Genomic DNA, 23,362 nt, shown 5'->3' with positions numbered 1-23,362 from the left:
TACCTAAGTAATGATAAAAATACTATGTTTAGTCTTGATTTTTTCAAAAATTAAGTGTATTATAATGTAGAGTTTTTTATGAGGAGGAAAGTATATGAGAGTACAATTTGTTTTAAAGTGTACGGAGTGTAATGATGAAAACTACATTCTTACTAAAAATAAAAAAACGCATCCAAGCCGCATGGAAGTACAAAAGTTCTGTAAAAAATGTAATAAAAAAACATTACATAGAGAAAAAAAATAAAAACTTCTTTTTCATGGAAGTTTTTTTTGGATAGGAGGTTAGTATGGCAGAATTTATATATGGCATCGATATTGGTGGGACCAGTATTAAATTTGGGCTATTCACGTTAAAAGGAACCTTACTCAGAAAATGGGCAATTGATACGAATTTAGAAGATAGTGGCAGCCATATTCTAAAAGAAATCGCTCAAGAAATCAAACAACAACCAGAAGGCATTGATAAAATACATGGTGTAGGATTCGGCGTTCCAGGTCCTGTTAAAGAGGATATAGTCTATAGAGCAGTTAATTTAGGTTGGGAAGTTTTTGATGTGAAAAAAGAGTTCTTATCTTATTTTAAAACTCCATTTATTGTAAAAGTTCATAATGATGCAAACGTAGCCGCACTTGGTGAACAAGCGTTTGGTGCGGGTAAAGCCTATCCTCATATGGTTTTATATACACTTGGAACTGGTGTTGGGGGTGGCGTGATTTATGACGGGACTATCATTGAAGGTGCTTTTGGTGCTGGTGGTGAAGTGGGTCATATGTTTATCAAAGATTTCCCCATTGTTTGTGGGTGTGGCAATACAGGATGTCTTGAAACCTTAGCAAGCGCAACCGCTGTTAAAAATCTTGTAAGCTATTATATAAAAACAACCCCGTTAGAATCTAAACTAAGAAATGAAGATTCATATAGTGCTAAACATATATTTGACTTAGCTAAATCAGGCGATCTGATTGCTTTAAAAGTCGTCGATACAGTCGCAGAAGCCTTAGCTAAAGCTTCTCAAATCATTAGTGTTATTGTTAACCCAAATGCCTTTGTATTTGGGGGAGGAGTATCTTTAGCTGGTGATTTTTTAATCCATAAAATCGAACGTAGATTTAAAGAAATAGCCTTTAAAGCAGTAAAAAATGATACCGTATTTACCCTTGCAAAACTCGGTAATGATGCAGGGATATATGGGTGTTATCAGGCGGTGAAAAACCATGGTTAAAGCGATTTTTAACGATTTCGCAGAAAACTGTTATATCATTCATGAAGCCAATGAAGCCTATATCATCGACCCAGGGTCAAACTACCAAGAAATGAAACGCATTTTAACCGAAGAAAATCTGACATTAAAAGCGGTTTTATTAACCCACGGTCATTATGATCATATTGGTGGATTAAATCACTTACTAGAAGATTTTGACGCACCAATTTATATTCATACTTTGGAGCGAGACTTTTTATTTGATCCTAACTTAAATCTTTCTACTTATATGTCAGATCGTTTTAAAATCTCTAGTAAACATAAAGTGCATACATTTGATGAAGTAGAATCATTCAAATTAGGGGAAGACCACATTACAGTACATCATACACCTGGACATACAAGAGGAAGTGTCAGTTTTCATTACAAAAATCTTTTATTTTCAGGCGATTGTTTGTTTAGAGAAACCATTGGTAGAACCGATCTTCCAACCGGTGATCCTGATACAATAATTGAGACAGTAAACAACTTAGTCAAAGTGTTTGAACCCAATACATTAGTCTATCCAGGGCATGGCCATTTCACAACCATCGCCCATGAAATGAATTTCAATCCATATATTAAATCCGCATAACCTTGCGGATTTTTATTTTTTAGCACTCATCTCTTGACAGTGCTAAAAATATCGTTTATAATACCAATAGCAATCCGGTAATGTGAGTGCTAAAGAGGTGATTTCATGCTTACTGATCGTCAAAAAGTAATCTTAAAACTTATTGTAGAAGAGTTCGTTAAAACCGCAGAACCAGTTGGATCTAGAACCTTATCCAAATTACTTGATTTTAGTTCTGCGACCATCCGTAATGATATGGCAGATTTAGAAGAGTTTGGGTTTATTGAAAAAACACATTCTTCAAGCGGACGTGTCCCATCTGAGACAGGGTATCATTACTATGTAGAAACACTCTTAAAGGATGATGATGATTTTGATCTTGATTTAACCCTCATTGATGATTTATTCAAGAATGAAGAGTTAGCCGGTGATGAAACCATTGAACAAGCGATGAATTTACTAAGCCAATTAACCAATTATACCACCATTGCATTAGGGCCAAACGCTAGAAATTCACGCGTTAAGAAAATCGAACTTGTTCCGATTTACGATCAATTATGTGTCTTACTTGTTATTACAAACTTAGGCCATGTTGAAAGTAAAAATATCACCCTTCCAAAAGGAACCTCACCTGAAGAACTCACAAAAATTATGGAAATATTTAATGACATACTTTATGATGTTCCCATTGGACAAGTGAGTGAAAAAATTCATTATGAAATCAATCACAAACACATTAAAGATTTACTCGTTTATAATCGTAAAATCATTGAAGCTTTTCTTGATGCTTTTACACGATTCACACAAAGTAAATACTATTTATCTGGACAAAGCAATATGTTATATCAACCAGAATTCAGTGATGTAGAACGTGTAAGAGAATTAATGAACTTCTTTGAAAAAAACGATATCTTAAAACTTATTGAACATGGTGAATCTAACGGATTAACCGTCAGAATCGGTAGAGAAAATCAAATCACTGCAATGAATAACTGTAGTGTCGTCATGGTGCCTTACGAAGTGCGTGATGGTGAAAAAGGAACCATAGCAGTAGTTGGCCCAACACGCATGGAATATCAAAAAGTTATTCCACTACTAAAATATTTAGCAGCACACATGTCAAAACTTTACAAAGAATAGGAGGCGCTTATGAGTAAGAAGAAAGCTGAAGATAAAGATCTTCAAAAAGAAGAAATAGTTGAAGAAATAATTGAAGAAACACAAGATGAAACGGTTACTGAAGTTGAAACAACTTCTAATGAGGAAGCCCTTAAAGAAGAAATACAATCACTTAAAGATCAATTGTTAAGAAATCAAGCAGAACTACAAAACTTTAAACGTCGTATGAATGAAGAACGTATTAAAGACAGAATATTTGCAAATGTGGATTTGGTAAAAAAATTAATGACCCCACTAGATAACTTAGAAATTGGTTTAATGAACGAATCAGATAACGGAGAAATAAAACCTTATGCAAAAGGGTTTGAAATGATTCGTAGAGACTTAATGGAAACATTAAAAGAAGAAGGATTAAATGAAATTGATGCATTAAACAAACCATTTGATCCAACCCTCCATCAAGCGGTCGCAAAAGAAAAACGTGATGGGGTAGAAAGCAACTTAGTAATTGAGGTATACCAAAAAGGGTATACATTTAAAGATAGACTCATTAGACCTTCAATGGTCAAAGTAAGCGAATAATAAAAGGAGAGATAAATCATGGGAAAAATTATAGGAATTGACTTAGGAACAACCAACTCTTGCGTTGCCGTTATGGAAGGCGGAGAAGCAAAAGTTATTGCTAACTTAGAAGGTGGCCGCACAACACCAAGTGTTGTTGCATTTAAAGATGGTGAGATTCAAGTAGGGGAAGTTGCAAAACGTCAAGTCGTAACAAACCCTGAAACAGTATCATCAATTAAACGTAAAATGGGTACTAACGAAAAAGTAAAAGTAAACAGTAAAGAATATTCACCACAAGAAATTTCAGCAATGATTTTACAAAACTTAAAAGCAACTGCTGAGAGCTATTTAGGTGAAAAAGTCACAGAAGCAGTTATTACAGTTCCGGCATATTTTAATGATGCAGAACGTCAAGCAACAAAAGATGCAGGTAAAATTGCAGGGTTAGAAGTTAAACGTATCATCAACGAACCAACCGCAGCTGCACTAGCTTATGGAATTGATAAAACAGATAAACATCAAACCATTTTAGTTTACGATTTAGGTGGTGGAACATTCGATGTTTCTATCTTAGATTTAGCTGAAGGTACATTCGAAGTAATCTCAACTGCAGGAGATAACCGTTTAGGTGGGGATGACTTCGACCAAAGAATTATTGACTATCTAGTAAGTGAATTTAGAAAAGAAAACGGTGTAGACCTACGTAATGATAAAATGGCATTACAACGTGTTAAAGACGCGGCTGAAAAAGCTAAAAAAGATCTTTCAGGCGTTTCAAAAACTACGATTTCACTCCCTTATATTACCGTAGGGTCAAGTGGACCACTTCATATGGATATGACTTTATCTCGTGCGAAATTTAACGAGTTAACTGAAGACTTAGTTGAAAAAACTATGGGACCAGTTCGCCGTTCATTAAAAGATGCAGGGATGACTAAAAACGACATTCATCAAGTATTACTTGTTGGGGGTTCAACGAGAATTCCAGCCGTTCAAGACGCTATTCGTAATGAATTAGGAAAAGAACCAAATAAAGGTGTAAACCCAGACGAAGTCGTTGCAATGGGAGCAGCCATTCAAGCAGGTGTATTAGCTGGTGATGTTAAGGATGTCTTATTATTAGATGTTACACCATTATCACTTGGTATTGAAACCTTAGGTGGTGTATTCACTAAATTGATTGAAAGAAATACCACCATTCCAACGAGTAAATCACAAGTATTCTCAACAGCTGCAGATAACCAACCAGCGGTTGATATCCATGTTTTACAAGGTGAACGCCCAATGGCAAACCAAAATAAAACATTAGGACGCTTCCAACTTGCAGATATTCCACCAGCACCACGTGGTGTCCCACAAATTGAAGTATCATTTGATATTGATGCGAACGGGATTGTCAATGTTAATGCTAAAGACTTAGGTACTGGAAAATCACAAAAAATTACCATCAAAAACAATGAAGGTCTAACAGAAGAAGACATTCAACGTATGGTTAAAGAAGCAGAAGAAAATGCTGATAAAGATAAAGCATTAAAAGAAGAAGCTGAACTTAAAAATGAAGCAGATCAACTCATATTTGCAACCACTAAAGCATTAAAAGATTTAAGTGATGTTTCTGAAGAAGAAAAACAAGAAGCTGAAGATAAAATCTCTAAATTACGTAAGGCTTTAGATGACAACAATGTTGATGCAATTAAAAAAGAAAAAGAAAGCTTAGAAGAAATCGCTCAAAAACTATCTGCTAAAGCTTATGAACAAGCTCAAAAAGCACAACAAGCCCAACAAGAAGCTGACACAGATGTAAACGGTAAAGGTAAAGATGCATCAAAAGATGACAACGATGATGTCATGGACGCAGAATTTGAAGAAGTAAACTAATTATTAAAGAGTTTTGAAGCAGCTTTTGCTGCTTCATCCCCTTTTTAAAAGAGGTGAATTATGAGCAAAAGAGATTACTACGAAGTATTAGGTATAGATAAAAACGCGTCTGATGCAGAAATCAAGTCCGCTTACCGTAAACTCGCAAGGAAATACCACCCAGACGTAAGTAAAGAAGACAATGCAGAAGCACAGTTTAAAGAAGTTCAAGAAGCTTACGAAGTATTAAGTGATTCTAATAAACGTGCGCAATACGACCGATTCGGTCACCAAGCAAGCCAAGCTGGCTTTGGTGGTGAAGGATTTGGTGGCTTTGATTTTGATATTAATGACATATTTTCTTCATTCTTTGGCGGAGGCGCACAAAGAAGAGGACAAGCGACCAACGCCCCAAGAAAAGGTCAAGATATTCATAAACGCATGAAAGTTTCATTTAGTGAAGCCGTTCATGGCGGTAAAAAAAATATACGTACGATGGTGTATGAAGAATGTAGTAGCTGTCACGGAAGTGGCGCACATTCTAAAAATGACATTCATACCTGTTCTAAATGTGGCGGATCCGGCTCTGTAATTATGGAACAACAAACATTATTTGGTCGTACACGTACACAAACAACTTGTCCAAGTTGTAACGGTTCAGGTAAAACCATCTCTAAAAAGTGTGAAAGCTGTGCTGGTGATGGGGTTGTCGGTAAAGAAAAAACCGTTAGTGTTAATGTCCCTGAAGGCGTTGATAACAATAACCAACTCCGCATGCCTGGTTTTGGCCATAAAGGCGTAAACGGTGGCCCAGCAGGAGACTTATATATTGTATTTGAAGTTGAAGAAGATCCTTTATACGAACGTCATGGAGATGATTTAGTAGTAGAAATGCCAATTACGTTCACCCAAGCGGCTTTAGGGGATGAAATCATTGTCCCAACCCCTTATGGAGATGTAAAACTAAAAGTACCCGCCGGGACTCAATCCCATAAAACATTCAGACTTAAAGGCAAAGGAATGCCAAACTTAAGAAGTAAACGTAAAGGTGATGAGCATGTAATTATAAAAGTCATCACGCCGACTAAACTTTCTAAGAAGCAGCAACAACTCTTTGAACAACTCTCAAAAACAGATCTAACCCAAGATGAAAACGTCTGGGATAAAATAAAATCTAAAATAAAAGTGTAAAATTTAAACTGTAAAACAGATAATGTTTTACAGTTTTTTATTTACAAAATAGCTTTTTGTAGCATTGACCACTTAATTAGAAATAAAAGGATAATTCTGGCCTTTTAATAAAAATAAATATAGAATAGCCATGATAAAACTTCATCATTTATTCATAATTAACTAATATAATACATAATAATTATAGGAGGAATCTACATGAAAAGAATTTTTGTTTTAAGTTTAATGAGTTTATTTATTTTTGTGATTACAGCATGTAAGGCAACGACCGATTATTCTGGGACTTATACGGGATATTCATGGGCTGGAGAAGCAAATGGTGTTTCGTTTGATGAGGCAACACAATATATTGAGACAACTTTAACACTTGGTGCAGATGGCACCATTTTAGACGCATCAATTGATTTTATGGTTTTTAGAAATGGTACATGGGTATCGCGCTTAAACACTGATGCAACGGTTAGTATTGATTATAGCATTGATCCAACTCAAGCAATTGTAGGAGAAAATGCTGCAAACGGTGAGAGTATGTTTACCATAGAAACCGTTGATTTAATGTCGTTTTATGCTTATGGGGTCGATGCAGATGGCACCATTGCAATTGGCATTGTTTGTCCCGTTACTAGGTACTTATTTGAAATGAAACTTCCTGCAGACTTTGACTTTACAACACCAGTAGAAGCTTTAACCATCGCAAATGGTCATTTAGTGCCAACGATTCTTACTTCAAACTTTGGATTAGCGAAAGTTTCAGATTGGGACCGTTATGAAAACCGTTCAATATTTACCATTCATCATTGGTCACATGTTGTAAACGATTTTGGGGTATTTGAAGGCATTGATAATGATTCTACAACTGCTGAATTACTAGTTGCGTTAGGGATAACCTTTACTAATGACCAAGCGAATCCACTTGAGGCTGAATACGGATTCTTCGGTATTGGAGGATGGGCTGGAAACTATGCCGCAATTGAAAACTTCCTTATTGGTAAAAATGCTACAGAACTTACTTCACTTATTGATTGGAGTATAGAGGAATACGCTTTAAATATAGATGAAAACAACTTCTTCGGTAGAGATACCATTACAGGAGCTACAAGAACTGTACAAAATAGTGTCGATACGATTGCTGGTGCAACCGTACGTATCTCACGTGAGGCGACATCGTTTCAGCGTGCATTAGTTGAGGCCGGTATCATAGATGAAAGTGATGTAATTATTGGAAGATTTTAAAAGGGCATTAGCCCTTTTTTTATCGAGAATGTTTTGAAAAATAAGTGAAATTTTGTTTTTTATAATGAATTTAGTGCATTTTATTCAACTAGTTCTATTCAATAATCACTTTTAACCCCTCTATATAAACGTTTCTTACATATTAAGAACATTTGACATTTTTACTTAATTCATATAATATTAATGAAGAAACTATGAAAGAAGGCTAACCATGAAAAAACTGTTACTACTAACTGTGTTAATGCTTTTAACACTTACTTTGAGCGCTTGCTCTAATTCAGAATTACAATCAACTTTAAGAAAAATTAACCGCGCACAAAATTATAGTGTTGTTACGAACTTAGAAATGCCTGGTGCAACTTACGGTAGTGTTGTTAAAAAAGACAATGACTTTTTAGCATTTAGTAGTGATTTTGAACAATTCATTATGGCTAAACTTGATAATAAATATTATGTTTATACACCCATTACAACAAATGCTTGGACACGCACTCAAATTGATGAAGAAGATTTTATAAATGATACAAATTTTGTCGCACCAATTAATCATTTAAAAGCATCATGGTTCACTGAAGATGATGGTGTATGGCGATTAAAAGAAAATCGTTATGATAATTTCTTAGATCATGAGTTTTTTTCTAATTATCAAGTCGATGAAATCCATTCATTTGTCATTGAAGTTTCAGATAGTGGTATTTACTGGTTCTTAAATTATACTTTAAATAATGAACTCATTTCAATGAGCGCAATATTTTATGATTTTGATCAAACAAGTATATCTGTACCAAATGTTTCATAAAGATGCTTGAAAAAGTGTCTTTTTTCATTCGTTAAAGTAAAAAGGTGGTGTTATAATGCAACGTTATTTTATCAACGAAGTAATTACGGATCAGTTGATTATTAAAGATTCAAATCAAGTCCATCATATGAGACATGTAATGCGCATGAAAAAAGGTGATAGGATTGTTGTTTGTGATCATGAAGGGACTTGTTACTATATGAGTATAGAACAAATTGCTACTGATGAAGTGGCTTTAAATAAAGTCCAAGCACTTCCTAAAATCAAAAAATCATTTCATGTTACTTTAGCTCAATCTTTAATTAGAAAAGATCATTTTGAACTCGTTTTTCAAAAGGCAACTGAACTTGGTGCAGACACCATCATTCCGATTGAAACAGAACGAACGATTATCAAATATAAAGATAAAGCCATTGATCAAAAACAAAAACGATGGGAAACGATTATTCAAGAAGCAAGTGAGCAATCTCATCGAAATAAATTATGCCATTTAGAGACAATAATGCCGCTTAAAACGCTAGATTTTAAGCCGTATGATCATGTGTTTGTGGCTTACGAACAAGAAAAAAATATCTCCTTTAAAAGCATGCTAGCCACTGTTAAATCCGATGCCCATATTATGATTATTATTGGCCCTGAAGGTGGATTTAGCGAAGGAGAAATTAAGTTTTTAAAAGATAAAGGTGTTGTTAGTATTTCACTTGGTCCTAGAATTTTAAGAAGTGAAACTGCTGCAATGTTTGCCTTAAGTGCTATTAGCTTAATGTTAGAAATGAGTGATTAGATGAAAGTTGCATTTTATACACTTGGATGCAAAGTGAACACGTATGAATCAGAAGCCTTACAAAACCTTTTTGAAGCCGATGGATTCAGTATTGTAAACTATAAAGAATATAGTGATGTATATGTTATTAATACATGCACAGTAACCAATCAAAGTGATTCAAAAAGTCGTAAGAGTATTCGTCAAGCCATCAAACGAAATCCAGATGCGATTGTGGCAGTGATTGGGTGTTATAGCCAAGTTGCCAATGAAGAAGTATCTAGAATTGAAGGCGTTGATATTATTATGGGTACTGCGCGAAGAGAAAGGCTTTTAGAACTTGTTAAACAATATATGAGAGAGCGCAGTCAAATAAACTCCGTACAAGATATTAGTAAGTATAAAACATTTGATGAACTTAATGTTACAAGCTTTTCAGAAAACACCCGTGCTTTTATAAAGATTCAAGATGGGTGTAATCAATACTGTAGTTATTGTATTATTCCATTTGCCCGCGGGCCAATAAGAAGTAGAGATAAAGATGAAATTATTCGTGAAGCACGTTCACTCATTGCATCAGGTTATCAAGAAATTGTCTTAACCGGAATTCATACTGGTGGTTATGGTAGTGATTTAAAAGACATTTCATTTTATGATTTATTAAAAGCATTAAGTGAACTTGAAGGGCTTAAACGCTTGAGAATTTCATCAATTGAAATTAATCAACTTACAGAAGAAATCCTTGATTTGTTAGAAAATTACCCAGTTTTTGCAAGTCATCTCCATATTCCGATTCAAAGTGGATCTGATGAGATTTTAAGCAAAATGCGTAGACGTTATGATTTAAATACCTACCTTAGTAAAATTACTGAAATTAAAAGGCGAATGCCAAATATCGCCATTACAACCGATGTAATCGTAGGCTATCCAGAAGAAACCGATGCCCATTTTGAAGAGATTAAAAACACATTAAAAACCATTGGGTTTTCTGAACTACACGTCTTTCCTTATTCAAAAAGAAGTGGCACTAAAGCCGCAATCGTTAAAGATCACGTCCACGGAACCATTAAATCCATGCGCGTTAATGCGTTGATTTTACTTAATGAGCAGCTGGCTAACCAGTATATTGATAAGGTTAAAACCGATGCCCAAAATGTTTTATTTGAACGATGTGATGGCCAATATTGTTATGGGCATACATCAAATTACTTATTTGTCAAGGTCGCAACCAAAGAGAATTTGATAAATACTATGCATAATGTTATAATAAAGACAGCTTCTTATCCAGAATCAATAGCCGAATTCATAAAGCAGTAGGCTGTTAAAGTGGTGTTTTCTTTAAAATAGCTATGTTTAGGAAAACATTTTGTGAAATAACTTTACAACCGCTTTATTATTTGGTATTATAATTACGGTGAAATTTAAGAGTGGAAGGAGGGAAACCTCATGGCAAAAACAGTAGTTAGAGATAACGAAACGTTAGAAGACGCGTTAAGAAGATTTAAACGCGATGTTTCACGTTCAGGTACCCTTGCTGAAGCTCGTAAGAGAGAATATTATGTAAAGCCAAGTGTTTCTAAAAAAATTAAGCAAAGACAGAATAAAGCAAACAAAAAATAATGACTCAAATATAACGGTGAAACCATTTCACCGTTTATTTTTTTCTATCAAGAATTGCCTTATATTATGATATAATATAACTAACTTGAAAAGGGAGATTGATTGCTTGAAATTTAACCAGTTAAAGACCTCATTTAAGAACATTCATACATTTAGTGAGGTGATCGGGGTTAACGATCGCCATTTAAACGTATTAAATAGTTTATTTAACGTTACCATCTTCACAAAAGGCGATGGTATTTTTGTCGATACCGATAAAATCGAAGTTATTACGCGATTAGAAGATACATTTGAAACACTTATAAGGTTAGTTAATGCACAAATAAACATTAATGAACGTGATGTTATTTATGTCGCGAAATTAATAGAAACTATGGATAAAGACACCATTTTAGACCACTACATTAAACGCGTAGAAATTACAAAAACATTTACAGGCAAGCCAATTTATCCAAAAACAATTAACCAACAAGTCTACATAGATGCCATAGAAAAAAATGATTTAGTCTTTGGGGTAGGACCAGCTGGAACAGGAAAAACTTATGTTGCAGTAGTCCATGCTTTAAGTAAACTTAAAAACGGAGATATTAGAAAGATTATTCTTACACGTCCTGCTGTTGAAGCAGGTGAAAAATTAGGATTTTTACCTGGAGATTTAAAAGAAAAAATCGATCCATATTTACGTCCTTTATATGATGCTTTATATGAAGTCTTAGGCAATAAACAAACCGATGAACTGCTAGAAAAAGGTGTAATTGAAATTGCCCCACTTGCTTACATGCGCGGAAGAACTTTAGAAAACGCTTATGTTATTTTAGATGAGGCACAAAACACCACTAAGGGCCAAATGAAGCTTTTCTTAACAAGATTAGGTTTTAATTCTAAAATGGTTGTTACAGGTGATATTACCCAAATAGATTTACCTTCTGATACATTAAGTGGGTTAATTCATGCGACCCAACTATTAAAACAAGTCCCAGGCATACAAGTCGTAAAATTCGAACGTATTGATGTTGTAAGACATCCACTCGTTCAGAAAATATTGGAGCGTTATGATGATCAATACCATTAATCAAGCAAATAGTGAATCTTATGAACTACTCGTAGAACGCGTATTAAAAAAAGCGTATAAAATAACGAAAACCAAACGCAATAAAACAATTAATATTATCTTTGTAAGCAACGATAAAATTAAAGAACTCAATATGTCATACCGTAATAAATCAAGTATTACAGACGTTCTAACTTTTCCAAGTGACATTGAATCTGAACTTGGAGATGTATTTATTGCACTTTATGTAGCGATGGAGCAAGCCAAAGAATATGGCCACTCAATTGATAGAGAAATTGGATTTTTATGTGTTCATGGTTTCTTACATGCCATTGGTTATGATCATGAAACTGAAAGTGAAGCAGACGTTATGTTTGCTTTACAAAATAAAATTTTAGATAAAGTTAAATTATACCGATAGGAGAATTACGATGGATAAAAAATTATTTGAAGCCGCACAAAGTGTATTACCACGTGCTTATGTTAAATATTCTAATTTTAGAGTTGGCGCTGCGCTAAAATTGAAAGATGGGACCATCATTACAGGCGTTAATATTGAAAATGCATCATTTGGTCTTACTAACTGTGCCGAACGTACAGCGATTTATACAGCGTATGCACAAGGTTATAAAAAAGAAGATATTGAAGCGATTTTAATTACAACTGAACAAGACCATTTAGTCAGTCCATGTGGGGCCTGCAGACAAGTCATGAGAGAACTCATCCCTTTAGATGCGCCAGTTTACTTAAGTGATAAGTTCGGTAATACGACAACCATAAAAAATGAAGAACTCTTACCCCTTGGGTTTACTGAGGCAGATTTATAATGCATAAATCTGGATTCGTTACTATTGTCGGAAAGCCCAATGTTGGGAAGTCGACATTTTTAAATCATATGATGGGTCAAAAAATCGCGATCACATCAAATAAGCCACAAACCACAAGAAACACAATTCGTGGGATTTATAACGATAAAGATACTCAAATTATTTTTATTGATACACCTGGTGTTCATAAACCAAAACACGCACTTGGCAAAATGATGACTGATACGGCCTTACGTACACTCAATACCGTTGATTTAATTTTATATATGATTAGCGGCATTGAAAAAATGGATGAAATTGATGCAACGATTTTAGAACATCTAAAAGTGGTTAAAACGCCTGTATTTCTAGTGGTTAATAAAATTGATGTTGCCAAAGACATTAAACGATTAACTGAGTTAATCGAATCATACAAAAGTAAATACAATTTTAAAGGGGTATTCGCTATTAGTGCTTTAGAAGGAAAACATACAGATTTTCTAATGAAAGATATTAAATCGATGTTAGAAGAAGGACCGAAATATTACCCTGAAGATCAAATTACAGACCATCCTGAAAAATTCCTTATTAGCGAACTTATTCGTGAAAAGGTACTTCAATATACACAAGAAGAAGTTCCACATAGTGTAATGGTATTAATTGAATCCATGAAACAAGATGAGGAACTAGAACATTTACTAAATATTCACGCAACAATTATTGTAGAACGCGATAGCCAAAAAGGCATTATTATTGGTAAAGGCGGCTCCATGATTAAACGCATTGGCGTTGCGGCACGTAAAGACATATTAGCTTTACTTGGCGTAAAAATATATTTAGACTTACACTGTAAAGTAGTAAAAGATTGGAGAAACAAAGAACTTCATTTAAGAAACTTTGGGTTTAGGGATGAATATTAATGGAAAATGTTACATTAGCCTATATTTTAAAAACTGTTGATTATCAAGAATATAGTAAATTAGTTTATTTTTATACTGATACCGGGCTTCATAGTGCATTAGCACGTGGTATAAAAAAATTTACAAGTCCATTTAGACACTTGATTCAACCTGGAAATATCGTAAAATTAACACTTACTAAAGGCAAATTGCCGACTTTAAAAGACGCTGAAAAAACAGTGTATTATCCAAAAATTAAAGAAGATTTAGTTAAATCTACGATCACTTCAGTCATAAATGAACTCATCTACTATAATCTTTCTAAAGATGACAATCATCAAAAATTGTTTCCGTTTATTTTAAAAACGATTCCTATAATAAATGAATCAGAATCACCTTTAGAAATATTAATGATATTTGAGATGAAAATGTTACACTTTTTAGGCTATGGAATTGATTTTAATCAATGTCATGTATGTCAAAGTAAAGAAAATTTATTCTTTAACAGCCATACAAGCATGGTTACTTGTCATGCGCATACAACCAATAGCGATCATCACTTAAACGAAAACGACTTTATGCCATTAAAATATTTTTTACATGTTGATATTTCACAGCATAAAAAGTTAGAATTATCTATAGAGGAAACACTTCAATATATGAAGATTATCGATAGTTTATATACGCACCACTTAGGCAATACACTTAAAAGCAAGCAAATACTGTATACATTACTTTAAGAAGGTGAAGACATGAAAATAACGATGGAACAATTAACGAACTATGCAAAAAATTATGGATTTGTGTTTCAAGGAAGCGAGATTTATGGTGGGTTAGCGAACACTTGGGATTACGGACCACTTGGTGTTAGCTTAAAAAACAACATTAAAAAGCTATGGTGGCAACGTTTTGTTCAAGAAGACTTAAATAACGTTGGCCTTGATTCAGGTATTTTACTTAATCCTTTAGTATGGAAAGCAAGCGGTCATATTGACGGCTTTAATGATCCGCTTACAGATTGTAAAGCGTGTCAAACGCGTCACCGTGCAGACCATTTAATTGAATCATTTGATAAAACCATTCATGCAGATGCTTTAAGCATTGCTGAGTTAGAAGCATTTATAAAAGAACATAAAATAAAGTGTCCTAATTGTGGTAAACACGATTTTACCTCGATTCGACAATTTAACTTAATGTTTAAAACAAGTCAAGGCGTTTTAGACGATCAAAGTCAAGCAATATATTTACGTCCTGAAACCGCACAAGGGATATTTTTAAACTTTAAAAACGTTCAACGCGCTTTAAGAAAGAAAATTCCTTTTGGGATTTGTCAAATTGGAAAAAGTTTTAGAAATGAGATTACACCAGGTAACTTTATTTTTAGAACCCGTGAATTTGAACAAATGGAATTAGAGTTTTTCTGTAAACCAGGAGAAGAAATGGGTTGGTTTGCGTATTATAAAGAAGCCAGCAAACAATTTTTACTGGATTTACAGATTGAAGAAACTCATATACGTTTAAGAGATCATGACGCAGAACAATTATCTCATTATTCAAATGCCACAACAGATATTGATTACTTATATCCTTGGGGCTTTGATGAATTATGGGGGATTGCCTCTAGAACAGACTATGACCTTCGTCAACATCAAGATTTTTCAAAACAAAGTTTAGAGTATTTAGACCCAGATACTAACGAGAAATATTTGCCTTACGTCATTGAACCATCGTTAGGGGTTGAACGTTTATTCTTAGCATTATTATTTGAAGCGTATAATGATGAAACACTAGAAGACGGTGAAACCCGTATTAACTTAAAACTTCATCCGGCCTTAGCCCCGTTTAAAATTGCAGTCCTTCCTTTAATTAAAAAATATCATCAAGAAAAGGCAACGAAACTTTATGCCTCATTATCTAAATACTTTGAATGTGTCTATGATGATACAGGAAAAATAGGGAAACGTTATCGTAGACAAGATGCGATTGGAACCCCGTTTGCTGTGACAATTGATGATGAATCATTAAACGAAGGAACTTATACAGTACGTAACCGTGATACGATGGAACAAATTCGCTTAACAGAAAAAGAACTTATAAGATATATCGAAGATAAAATTAGATTTTAGGTGATATTGTGTCTTCAGTCAACGATTCTTCATTGCTTGATGAAATTTTATATAAAACAGATATCATTGAGCTCATAAACGAAGTGACACCACTTGAAAAACGCGGGAAAAACCATTTTGGTTTATGCCCGTTTCATCATGAAAAAACCCCTTCGTTTTCAGTTGATGAAGAAAAAGGGTTGTACCATTGCTTTTCATGTAAAGCAAGCGGAAATGCGTTAACCTTTGTTAAAGAAACAAAAGGGTTAGCTAGCGGTGATGCGATTAAGTTTTTAGCTGAAAGATTAAACATCACAATCGATACCAAACGCTTTGATAAACCCAATCAAAAATATTTCAATATTAACCAAGAAGCTTTAAACTTTTATCAAGTAGTTTTAAATCATACAAAATCTGGTAATGATGCTTTAAATTATTTACTCAACCGTAAACTATCTAAAGCGACCATTGAACAGTTTGAAATTGGGCTTGCCCCTAATCAAAAAGACGCCTTATATCAAGCACTTGTGCAAAAAAATATTTTAACTTCTGATATGATTGATTTAGGTCTTGTGCGTGAGGATGAGACGGTTTATGATTTGTTTAGAAACCGTATTATGTTTCCACTTCATGATGAAGAAGGCCATGTTGTAGGCTTTTCTGGAAGAACCTATGAAGAAAAAGATAATCATTTATCAAAATACATGAATAGTCCTCAAACCATTCTCTTTGAAAAAAGCGAAGTCTTATATAACTTGCATAAAATTAAACAAGTCGTTAAAGAAACAAAACGTGTGGTTATATTTGAAGGGTTTATGGATGTTATTGCGGCCCATCAAGCAGGTATTAAAGAAGGCGTAGCTGTTATGGGGACTGCCCTAACAGATAAACACATCAAAAAGTTAAAAGCCTTAACAAACACCGTTATTTTGTGTTTTGATGGAGATCAAGCTGGTCAAGATGCTACTAAAAAATTCATTTTAGATTTAGAAAAAGCGCATTTTGAAGTTAAAGTCGTTAAACTAGAAGAAAAAATGGATCCAGATGATACCATTAAAAAACACGGCGCAAAACACTTCCAAAAACTAGTTGATGAAGCACTAGATAGCAAGCTTTATATTTACACAAAACTTAAAGAAAATGTCAATGTAAAGCAAATTACTGAGATTGAACAATTTAAAAAGCGTATTTTTGACTTAATTAAAGATTCATCCAGTCTTATTCAAGATTTCTATTTGCGTAAGATGAGTGAAGATTTAGGGATTTCATTTGATATATTAATACAAGACTTTAAAGAAGTGAAAAAACGTGTTATTCCAAAATACAAACAATTGCCACAAATTGAAATCACAGATAAATTTAAAAAAGCCGAACGCGGATTAATCTATTATTTCTTTAAAGACCGCTATTATGAGAAGAAATTTAGAAGTGAGTTCAAAGACATTATGTTTTCGGATAAACACGCAAGAGATATTCAGCTAGAAATATTTGAATATTATAGACTCAATAAACACGGCTTATGCATCGTACCAGCGCTTTTCATGCATTACTTAAATGACGCTCAAAAAGCTTATTTTAAGCGCTACATCGAATTAAAAGATTATCCTCATGATGAACAAGAGTTCGAAGATTATTTGAGTGTAATGCGTGAACAAAACAGAAGAGCCGAAGTTGCTGTATTAAAAGACAAACTAAAAGTAGCACTTACGATTGAAGAGAAAATTCAGTACCGTAAAGAAATTGATGCAATAATTAAGGAGGCCAAGCATGGAAAAAGAAAAAATTATTCAGGAACTCATTGATACAAGTAAAGTAAAAGGCTATATATCGGTTAAGGAAATTAAACGATATGTAGATGAAAACTCTGACGACTTCGATGAAATTATTACTGAATTAGAAAAAAATAATGTGGATGTCGTTAGTGAAGAAGAAATGGTCTCATATAAAATACCTAAATTAAGCTTAGACGATGACGATGATGACGATTTAGATGTAGACGATGTGGATGATGTAGAAGATGAATTTATGTTAGATTTAGATTTCGCTAAAAATATTGAAGAAGAATTATTACACGATAAATCGTTTGAATCAAGCGCAAGCATAAAAGTTGATGACCCAGTACGTATGTACTTAAAAGAAATTGGTCGTGTAGAGCTACTTGATCCTGAATATGAACTTCAACTTGCTCAAGATATTTACTATGCAGCGATTGCAAAAGAACAATATGAAGCCTTACAAGAATCTGGTGATGAAATCACGCAAATTCATAAAGGTGAAGTTGAACAGCTTATTTATAAAGGTGAATTAGCTAAAAACAAATTAGTAGAAGCAAACCTACGTTTAGTAGTTTCTATTGCAAAACGTTATGTAGGACGCGGTATGCAGTTTTTAGATTTAATTCAAGAAGGAAATATGGGATTAATTAAAGCAGTAGGAAAATTTGACCATACAAAAGGCTTTAAGTTTTCAACGTACGCAACTTGGTGGATTCGTCAAGCCATCACCCGTGCGATTGCCGATCAAGCCCGTACGATTCGTATTCCGGTTCACATGGTTGAAACCATTAACAAACTCGTTCGTACTCAACGTCAATTAATTCAAGAGTTAAAGCGCGAACCTCAACCTGAAGAAGTTGCTGAACGCATGGGAATCAGTGTTGAAAAAGTCCAAATTATCCAAAAAGTTGCCCAAGAACCAATCTCACTAGAATCACCTGTAGGTGAAGAAGAAGATTCAAGTTTAGGGGATTTCATTGCTGATCAAGATACATTAACCCCACTCGAATTTACTTCGAAAGAAATGTTAAAACGTGAATTAGACGCTGTGTTAGAAACATTAACAGATCGTGAAGAAAAAGTTTTACGTATGCGTTTTGGACTACTTGATGGCCGCACAAGAACATTAGAAGAAGTTGGCCGTGAATTTGGGGTTACGCGTGAGCGTATCCGTCAAATAGAAGCGAAAGCTTTACGCAAACTTCGTCATCCATCACGCAGTAAAAAACTTAAAGATTTCATGGGTGGACGTTAATGCTCAAAAACCGTTTAAGCACGTGTATGACCTATTTAAAAGGTCATCACGTGCTTTACGATATAGGAACAGATCATGCCTATTTACCCATAGCTGCAGTGAAAGCGAACCTAATTAATAAAGCCTACGCAGTTGATAATAAAATAGGTCCATTAAAACGTGCGGCCTATAACATTAAGTTGAACGACTTAGACCATGTTATAACCCCTGTCTTATCTAGTGGAATTGAGGCATTAACTGAAGATGTAGATGTTATTTTAATGGCTGGTCTTGGCGGTAATTTAATGTATAATGTTTTCCATGATCAATCCATTAAAAATGTTAAAAGACTTGTTTTACAACCAAATAATCATCATGAATCGGTTAGAAAACTCACACTTGAAGGCTATAAAATTATTGATGAAACGGTGGTTACTGAAGAGGGCATTCACTATATTATTATCGTCCTTGAAAAGGGTACTGCAAACTATAGTGAAAAAGAAATGCTTTTTGGCCCTTACTTATTAAAGAAAAAAGAAGCGGCATATAAAGAGTTACTAACAAATGAACAAAACTATCTTAAGACGCTTATTGATATGATTCCTCACGAACAAGCTAAAAAAAGACATATCAAGCGTTTAAAAAGTATAGAGGAGGTACTTTATGAATGGCGTAATAATTAAACAATTTTTTGATGAATTCTATCCAAAGGATTTAGCTTATGAATGGGATAATGTTGGGCTACAAGTAGGGACTTTAAACAAAGAATTAACAGGCATTTTACTCAGTTTAGACCTTACTAAAGAAGTCGTTGAAGAAGCCATTAGTCAAGAAGTTAACTTGATCATTGTTCATCATCCTTTAGTTTTTAAACCTTTATATAATATTCTTACAGATTCTTATAAAGGGAATCTAATAGAAAAATTAATTAAAAACGATATTGCTTTATTTGTTTCCCATACAAACTATGATTTAGGCCATTCGGGCATGAATCAGGTGTTAGCAGATTTGTTAAAATTAACCAATCAAGAACCCCTTGAAATGATGACAGATTCACATGGCATCGGAAAAATTGGGCAAGTGAAAGCAATGAAACTTGATGATGCAATTACTTATATAAAAGACCACTTAGATATAAGTCACGCCCGATTAATTACAAAGAAAAACGGTAAAACAGTTAAAACGATTGCGATTAGTGGTGGCAGTGGCGCTTCACATATGATTGAAGCTAAACGTAAAGGCGCAGACATCTATTTAACTGGTGATATTAGTTATCATCATGCACACGATATGCTGCAAATGGGCTTAACGGCTTTAGATATCGGCCATTATGCTGAAAAACATTTTTCTAAAGCATTAAAAAAAGAGTTAACAAATTATGGTGTTAATGTACCAATTTTTGAAAGTCGTGTTGATTTAGATCCATTTACCTTTGTATAACAAAAAAAGTGTCCATTGGGGACACTTTTTTATATATTTGTTAAATTAAACTTCTATAATTGCTTCTACTGGACAAACAACCTCGCATGCCCCACAATCAATACATACATCTTCGTCAATGACGTAAATATCTCCTTCAGAGATACAATCTACAGGACACTCTGCAACGCATGCTGCACAAGCGATACAATCTTCTGTTATTCTTCTTGGCATTGTTATTCCTCCTTACAATGATTTAATCATATTTTAATAGATTTATCCTTAATTGTAAACCTTTTTCAAGGAAAAAGGCCTTATTTAAAATCTTTATATTATAACGATTTAGCTTATTTAGAAAACATAGGTTTAGAATACAAATAAAGCTTAAAAATTGATATTTTGATTATCGAAATGTTGTGATATACTATAATCGTATAAAATTTAGGAGAATGACAATGAAAAAACGATTTAGACACCGTGTTGTATTTTTTCTATTTCCACCTTTTTTTAGTCTATTTCTAAAAATAAAACTTAATGCAACTGCTAAGAAATTTAAACCACCAAAAGGGATTAAGGGGCCTTATTTAATACTTTCCAACCATGGTTTGGCGCTGGACCCTTTTTTACTTTCCTTAAGTTTTAGGGAACCGATTTATTTTGTGGCTAGTGATATGATTTTTTCAATCAAATATTGGTCTAAACTTATCACATACTTAGTCAGCCCTATTCCTAAAACGAAGTATCGCTCTGACATGGAAACCATTAGAGACATGGTTAAAGTTGCAAAAAGCGGCGGAAGTATTGGAATTTTCCCAGAAGGTAATGCGACTTTTAATGGCGAAACATTGTTTATTAATCCTAGCATCGCAAAATTAGTAAAACTATTAAAGCTTCCTGTTATTTTTTATCATATTGAAGGGGGCTCACTTACAAAACCACGCTGGAGTAAGCATGTACATAAAGGAAAAGTCGTTGGCTATGTCCATGATGTTTGGACTTTAAACCATTATCAAGATTTAAGTGTCGATGATATTTATAAAGGTGTTTTAAAAAATCTTTTTGTAAATGATCACGACTTACAAGCTGTTAAGCAAATTGATTACAAAGGAAAAGATTTGGCTATAGATATCGAAAGTAGTTATTTTTATTGCCCATCATGCCAGGCGTTAAACACTTTATCTTCACATAAAGATACAGTATCATGTACGGTATGCGACTTTTTAGTCAAATACACAACTAAAGGGACATTTGAAGCAATTAATCAAACATTTTATTATAAAACTACCATTCCTTGGTATCACATGCAAAACAAGGTTTTAAGAGAAAAAATAGCGTCATTATCAAACGAAAGTGTTTTATTTAAAGATTCAAATGAGACCATTTTAGACGTGGTTAGAAGTAAACGTAAAACACCGCTTGGTAAAGCAGAGATTAGTTTAACAAAAGAAACATTAAGTTTTAAGTTTAACGATCACACAGAAACATGGCAAGTTAAAAATGTTAATAGTAGTGTCCAACAAAAGAATAAACTAATTTTTTACGATAAAGAAACAAAGAAAACGTATTACGCAATAGCAAATGAAAAACGTAATGCGCTTAAATATGTTATCGCGATTGATGCTATAAATAATAAAGGAGAATATTAATTATGGATTTTAGTCAATATTACGTTTGGGAAGGCATTATTCACTTTTCTGTTTTAGCTGTATTATTATTGTTTGCAAACACATTAAGAAGAAAAATATCATTTTTAAAACATACGCTTTTACCAACCGCCGTTATTGCTGGATTTATAGGCTTAATAATTAAAGAAACGCTTTTTAAAAGTATGGTAACCCCAACCACTTATGAAAACACGGAACTTTATTTACGCATGTTGACTTATCATGCCATCGCATTAGGCTTCATTGCGTTAGGATTAAAAGTCAATGCCGTAATGAGTGTTAATGCTAAAAAAAGTCGTGGGATGTTTAGTGGATTACTTATTGTATCAACCTATTTGATTCAAGGCTTAGTTGCGATTGTGATCACCATTACTTTAGCTTTTACATTCTTTAAAGATTTACTACCCGCTGCTGGGTTATTAGCCCCTATGGGCTTTGGTCAAGGACCCGGTCAAGCACAAAACATCGGGAATGTCTATGAAGTGACGCATGGGTTTGTTGGGGGAACTTCGTTTGGACTTGCTATAGCTTCATTTGGGTTTATATGGGCAAGTATAGCTGGGGTTTATTATCTTAATTTACTCCACAAACAAGGTTACGTCAAACGTGTATTTGATCAAAAATCTGGATTAGTAAGTAGTCAAGAAATTGAATCACCAGATGAAATTCCTGTGGCTGAGGCAATTGATAAGTTTACCATTCAAATCTCTTTGGTTTTAATGGTCTACTTAGTTACTTATGGGTTTATTATGTTAGTTGCAAGAACAATGGATACTGGTGTTTTAGGTGACTTTGGAATCAATACAATTAAACCGTTAGTTATTGGGTTTAACTTTATTATTGGGATGCTTTTGGCTTTATTGTTTAAGAAAATTTTCTTATGGTTACGTAAAAAAAATATTATGACTAGACAATACCCTAATAATTACATGCTTAATCGTATTGCAGGTACGATATTTGATTACATGATTATCGCTTCAATTATAGCCATTCGTGTAGAAGACTTAAAACATTTATGGATTCCATTTATCATTGTTGTTTTCACAGTTGGTTTTGTTACCCTATTCTTTGTTAAGTTTTTAACAAAACGTATTTACCCAGAATATCCAATACCGGCTTTGATGGGGATGTTTGGTATGTTAAGTGGAACAGCAAGTACAGGTATTATATTAATTAGAGAAGTCGATCCTAATTTTAAAACCCCTGCAGCAAATGACTTAGTTGTTGGCTCATCAACAGCCATCGTATTTGGTTTTCCGATCTTATTACTTGTAGGGATTGCCCCAATTAGTATTATCCATACATTTGTCTCTTTAGGCATTATAATTTTGTTGTTTATTGTCTTTGTTTCAATCATTTTAAAATTTAATCCAAAAGTCACCGAATAAATACACACACTACTTGTATTTTAAATAAACGTTGTGTACAATATAGAAGAAGAAAAAGGA

The 23,362-nt window shown here is 33.8% G+C and carries 25 protein-coding genes; 24 read left to right on the top strand and 1 reads right to left on the bottom strand.

Going from position 1 to position 23,362, the window contains the following annotated elements; genetic code table 11:
* Positions 1 to 94: 94 nt before the first annotated feature.
* From rpmG to ACHAJD_RS00315, 22 genes are all read left to right on the top strand, one after another.
* Complete coding sequence (gene rpmG / locus ACHAJD_RS00420; protein ID WP_435583869.1) at positions 95 to 244, top strand: 50S ribosomal protein L33; 150 nt, start codon at positions 95 to 97, stop codon at positions 242 to 244.
* Between the two features lie 43 nt (positions 245 to 287).
* Complete coding sequence (locus tag ACHAJD_RS00415) at positions 288 to 1,223, top strand: ROK family glucokinase (RefSeq protein WP_435583868.1); 936 nt, start codon at positions 288 to 290, stop codon at positions 1,221 to 1,223.
* The gene (locus tag ACHAJD_RS00410; protein WP_435583867.1) at positions 1,216 to 1,836 is read left to right on the top strand and encodes an MBL fold metallo-hydrolase; all 621 of its coding nucleotides are present in this window, start codon (positions 1,216 to 1,218) and stop codon (positions 1,834 to 1,836) included. The genes ACHAJD_RS00415 and ACHAJD_RS00410 overlap by 8 nt, the downstream gene beginning before the upstream one ends.
* Before the next feature lie 105 nt (positions 1,837 to 1,941).
* Positions 1,942 to 2,955 carry a heat-inducible transcriptional repressor HrcA gene (hrcA, locus tag ACHAJD_RS00405; protein ID WP_435583866.1) on the top strand — a complete coding sequence of 338 codons (1,014 nt, stop codon included), beginning with the start codon at positions 1,942 to 1,944 and terminating at the stop codon, positions 2,953 to 2,955.
* A gap of 9 nt (positions 2,956 to 2,964) precedes the next feature.
* Positions 2,965 to 3,516, top strand: a complete 552-nt coding sequence (gene grpE, locus ACHAJD_RS00400; RefSeq protein WP_435583865.1) for a nucleotide exchange factor GrpE — start codon at positions 2,965 to 2,967, stop codon at positions 3,514 to 3,516.
* 18 nt (positions 3,517 to 3,534) lie between these two features.
* Complete coding sequence (gene dnaK / locus ACHAJD_RS00395) at positions 3,535 to 5,376, top strand: molecular chaperone DnaK (protein WP_435583864.1); 1,842 nt, start codon at positions 3,535 to 3,537, stop codon at positions 5,374 to 5,376.
* A 60-nt stretch (positions 5,377 to 5,436) separates the two neighbouring features.
* Positions 5,437 to 6,546 (top strand): molecular chaperone DnaJ, encoded by a 1,110-nt coding sequence (gene dnaJ / locus ACHAJD_RS00390; RefSeq protein WP_435583863.1) that lies wholly within the window; start codon positions 5,437 to 5,439, stop codon positions 6,544 to 6,546.
* A 198-nt stretch (positions 6,547 to 6,744) separates the two neighbouring features.
* Complete coding sequence (locus ACHAJD_RS00385; protein WP_435583862.1) at positions 6,745 to 7,779, top strand: hypothetical protein; 1,035 nt, start codon at positions 6,745 to 6,747, stop codon at positions 7,777 to 7,779.
* A gap of 211 nt (positions 7,780 to 7,990) precedes the next feature.
* Positions 7,991 to 8,578, top strand: coding sequence for a hypothetical protein (locus tag ACHAJD_RS00380; RefSeq protein ID WP_435583861.1), 588 nt, complete (start codon positions 7,991 to 7,993; stop codon positions 8,576 to 8,578).
* A 55-nt stretch (positions 8,579 to 8,633) separates the two neighbouring features.
* The gene (locus ACHAJD_RS00375; protein WP_435583860.1) at positions 8,634 to 9,362 is read left to right on the top strand and encodes an RsmE family RNA methyltransferase; all 729 of its coding nucleotides are present in this window, start codon (positions 8,634 to 8,636) and stop codon (positions 9,360 to 9,362) included.
* Positions 9,363 to 10,658, top strand: coding sequence for a tRNA (N(6)-L-threonylcarbamoyladenosine(37)-C(2))-methylthiotransferase MtaB (gene mtaB, locus ACHAJD_RS00370; protein ID WP_435583859.1), 1,296 nt, complete (start codon positions 9,363 to 9,365; stop codon positions 10,656 to 10,658).
* A 129-nt stretch (positions 10,659 to 10,787) separates the two neighbouring features.
* The gene (rpsU, locus tag ACHAJD_RS00365; protein WP_435583858.1) at positions 10,788 to 10,961 is read left to right on the top strand and encodes a 30S ribosomal protein S21; all 174 of its coding nucleotides are present in this window, start codon (positions 10,788 to 10,790) and stop codon (positions 10,959 to 10,961) included.
* Between the two features lie 106 nt (positions 10,962 to 11,067).
* Positions 11,068 to 12,033, top strand: a complete 966-nt coding sequence (locus tag ACHAJD_RS00360) for a PhoH family protein (protein WP_435583857.1) — start codon at positions 11,068 to 11,070, stop codon at positions 12,031 to 12,033.
* A complete protein-coding gene (gene ybeY / locus ACHAJD_RS00355) occupies positions 12,017 to 12,433 on the top strand; it encodes an rRNA maturation RNase YbeY (protein ID WP_435583856.1) in 417 nt (138 codons plus the stop codon). Before ACHAJD_RS00360 ends, ybeY begins: the two co-directional genes overlap by 17 nt.
* A gap of 10 nt (positions 12,434 to 12,443) precedes the next feature.
* The gene (gene cdd, locus ACHAJD_RS00350; RefSeq protein WP_435583855.1) at positions 12,444 to 12,839 is read left to right on the top strand and encodes a cytidine deaminase; all 396 of its coding nucleotides are present in this window, start codon (positions 12,444 to 12,446) and stop codon (positions 12,837 to 12,839) included.
* On the top strand, positions 12,839 to 13,738 hold the full coding sequence (era, locus tag ACHAJD_RS00345) for a GTPase Era (protein WP_435583854.1): 900 nt from the start codon (positions 12,839 to 12,841) through the stop codon (positions 13,736 to 13,738). The genes cdd and era overlap by 1 nt, the downstream gene beginning before the upstream one ends.
* Positions 13,738 to 14,457, top strand: coding sequence for a DNA repair protein RecO (gene recO / locus ACHAJD_RS00340; RefSeq protein ID WP_435583853.1), 720 nt, complete (start codon positions 13,738 to 13,740; stop codon positions 14,455 to 14,457). Before era ends, recO begins: the two co-directional genes overlap by 1 nt.
* A 12-nt stretch (positions 14,458 to 14,469) precedes the next feature.
* Positions 14,470 to 15,843 carry a glycine--tRNA ligase gene (locus ACHAJD_RS00335; protein ID WP_435583852.1) on the top strand — a complete coding sequence of 458 codons (1,374 nt, stop codon included), beginning with the start codon at positions 14,470 to 14,472 and terminating at the stop codon, positions 15,841 to 15,843.
* 8 nt (positions 15,844 to 15,851) lie between these two features.
* A complete protein-coding gene (gene dnaG / locus ACHAJD_RS00330; protein WP_435583851.1) occupies positions 15,852 to 17,624 on the top strand; it encodes a DNA primase in 1,773 nt (590 codons plus the stop codon).
* Positions 17,590 to 18,852 carry an RNA polymerase sigma factor RpoD gene (gene rpoD / locus ACHAJD_RS00325; protein ID WP_435583850.1) on the top strand — a complete coding sequence of 421 codons (1,263 nt, stop codon included), beginning with the start codon at positions 17,590 to 17,592 and terminating at the stop codon, positions 18,850 to 18,852. The genes dnaG and rpoD overlap by 35 nt, the downstream gene beginning before the upstream one ends.
* A complete protein-coding gene (locus ACHAJD_RS00320) occupies positions 18,852 to 19,514 on the top strand; it encodes a tRNA (adenine(22)-N(1))-methyltransferase (protein ID WP_435583849.1) in 663 nt (220 codons plus the stop codon). Before rpoD ends, ACHAJD_RS00320 begins: the two co-directional genes overlap by 1 nt.
* Complete coding sequence (locus ACHAJD_RS00315; protein ID WP_435583848.1) at positions 19,495 to 20,271, top strand: Nif3-like dinuclear metal center hexameric protein; 777 nt, start codon at positions 19,495 to 19,497, stop codon at positions 20,269 to 20,271. Before ACHAJD_RS00320 ends, ACHAJD_RS00315 begins: the two co-directional genes overlap by 20 nt.
* A gap of 45 nt (positions 20,272 to 20,316) precedes the next feature.
* Here the strand turns inward: ACHAJD_RS00315 and fdxA are convergent, their stop codons facing one another.
* Entirely contained in the window at positions 20,317 to 20,484 is a 168-nt protein-coding gene (gene fdxA, locus ACHAJD_RS00310) for a 4Fe-4S ferredoxin (protein ID WP_435583847.1), read from the bottom strand.
* A gap of 221 nt (positions 20,485 to 20,705) precedes the next feature.
* Between fdxA and ACHAJD_RS00305 the strand changes: the two genes are divergently transcribed.
* Together ACHAJD_RS00305 and ACHAJD_RS00300 are read left to right on the top strand one after the other, a co-directional pair.
* On the top strand, positions 20,706 to 21,896 hold the full coding sequence (locus tag ACHAJD_RS00305) for a lysophospholipid acyltransferase family protein (protein ID WP_435583846.1): 1,191 nt from the start codon (positions 20,706 to 20,708) through the stop codon (positions 21,894 to 21,896).
* Positions 21,897 to 21,898: 2 nt separating this feature from the next.
* Entirely contained in the window at positions 21,899 to 23,302 is a 1,404-nt protein-coding gene (locus ACHAJD_RS00300; protein WP_435583845.1) for a sodium/glutamate symporter family protein, read from the top strand.
* Positions 23,303 to 23,362 lie beyond the last annotated feature (60 nt).

The sequence above is a fragment of the Liberiplasma polymorphum genome, assembly GCF_043951795.1.
In the GTDB taxonomy this organism is placed as follows: Bacteria; Bacillota_I; Bacilli_A; order Izemoplasmatales; family Izemoplasmataceae; genus Liberiplasma; species Liberiplasma polymorphum.
The sequence above is the reverse complement of the archived record's forward strand: the minus strand, read 5'-3'. Positions and strand labels throughout refer to the sequence as shown.

Bases quoted from the DNA above. Each gene is read 5' to 3' on its own strand.
- rpmG (WP_435583869.1), top strand. From the start codon at position 95: ATGAGAGTACAATTTGTTTTAAAGTGTACGGAGTGTAATGATGAAAAC.
- ACHAJD_RS00415 (WP_435583868.1), top strand. From the start codon at position 288: ATGGCAGAATTTATATATGGCATCGATATTGGTGGGACCAGTATTAAA.
- ACHAJD_RS00410 (WP_435583867.1), top strand. From the start codon at position 1,216: ATGGTTAAAGCGATTTTTAACGATTTCGCAGAAAACTGTTATATCATT.
- hrcA (WP_435583866.1), top strand. From the start codon at position 1,942: ATGCTTACTGATCGTCAAAAAGTAATCTTAAAACTTATTGTAGAAGAG.
- grpE (WP_435583865.1), top strand. From the start codon at position 2,965: ATGAGTAAGAAGAAAGCTGAAGATAAAGATCTTCAAAAAGAAGAAATA.
- dnaK (WP_435583864.1), top strand. From the start codon at position 3,535: ATGGGAAAAATTATAGGAATTGACTTAGGAACAACCAACTCTTGCGTT.
- dnaJ (WP_435583863.1), top strand. From the start codon at position 5,437: ATGAGCAAAAGAGATTACTACGAAGTATTAGGTATAGATAAAAACGCG.
- ACHAJD_RS00385 (WP_435583862.1), top strand. From the start codon at position 6,745: ATGAAAAGAATTTTTGTTTTAAGTTTAATGAGTTTATTTATTTTTGTG.
- ACHAJD_RS00380 (WP_435583861.1), top strand. From the start codon at position 7,991: ATGAAAAAACTGTTACTACTAACTGTGTTAATGCTTTTAACACTTACT.
- ACHAJD_RS00375 (WP_435583860.1), top strand. From the start codon at position 8,634: ATGCAACGTTATTTTATCAACGAAGTAATTACGGATCAGTTGATTATT.
- mtaB (WP_435583859.1), top strand. From the start codon at position 9,363: ATGAAAGTTGCATTTTATACACTTGGATGCAAAGTGAACACGTATGAA.
- rpsU (WP_435583858.1), top strand. From the start codon at position 10,788: ATGGCAAAAACAGTAGTTAGAGATAACGAAACGTTAGAAGACGCGTTA.
- ybeY (WP_435583856.1), top strand. From the start codon at position 12,017: ATGATCAATACCATTAATCAAGCAAATAGTGAATCTTATGAACTACTC.
- cdd (WP_435583855.1), top strand. From the start codon at position 12,444: ATGGATAAAAAATTATTTGAAGCCGCACAAAGTGTATTACCACGTGCT.
- era (WP_435583854.1), top strand. From the start codon at position 12,839: ATGCATAAATCTGGATTCGTTACTATTGTCGGAAAGCCCAATGTTGGG.
- recO (WP_435583853.1), top strand. From the start codon at position 13,738: ATGGAAAATGTTACATTAGCCTATATTTTAAAAACTGTTGATTATCAA.
- ACHAJD_RS00335 (WP_435583852.1), top strand. From the start codon at position 14,470: ATGAAAATAACGATGGAACAATTAACGAACTATGCAAAAAATTATGGA.
- rpoD (WP_435583850.1), top strand. From the start codon at position 17,590: ATGGAAAAAGAAAAAATTATTCAGGAACTCATTGATACAAGTAAAGTA.
- ACHAJD_RS00320 (WP_435583849.1), top strand. From the start codon at position 18,852: ATGCTCAAAAACCGTTTAAGCACGTGTATGACCTATTTAAAAGGTCAT.
- ACHAJD_RS00315 (WP_435583848.1), top strand. From the start codon at position 19,495: ATGAATGGCGTAATAATTAAACAATTTTTTGATGAATTCTATCCAAAG.
- fdxA (WP_435583847.1), bottom strand. From the start codon at position 20,484: ATGCCAAGAAGAATAACAGAAGATTGTATCGCTTGTGCAGCATGCGTT.
- ACHAJD_RS00305 (WP_435583846.1), top strand. From the start codon at position 20,706: ATGAAAAAACGATTTAGACACCGTGTTGTATTTTTTCTATTTCCACCT.
- ACHAJD_RS00300 (WP_435583845.1), top strand. From the start codon at position 21,899: ATGGATTTTAGTCAATATTACGTTTGGGAAGGCATTATTCACTTTTCT.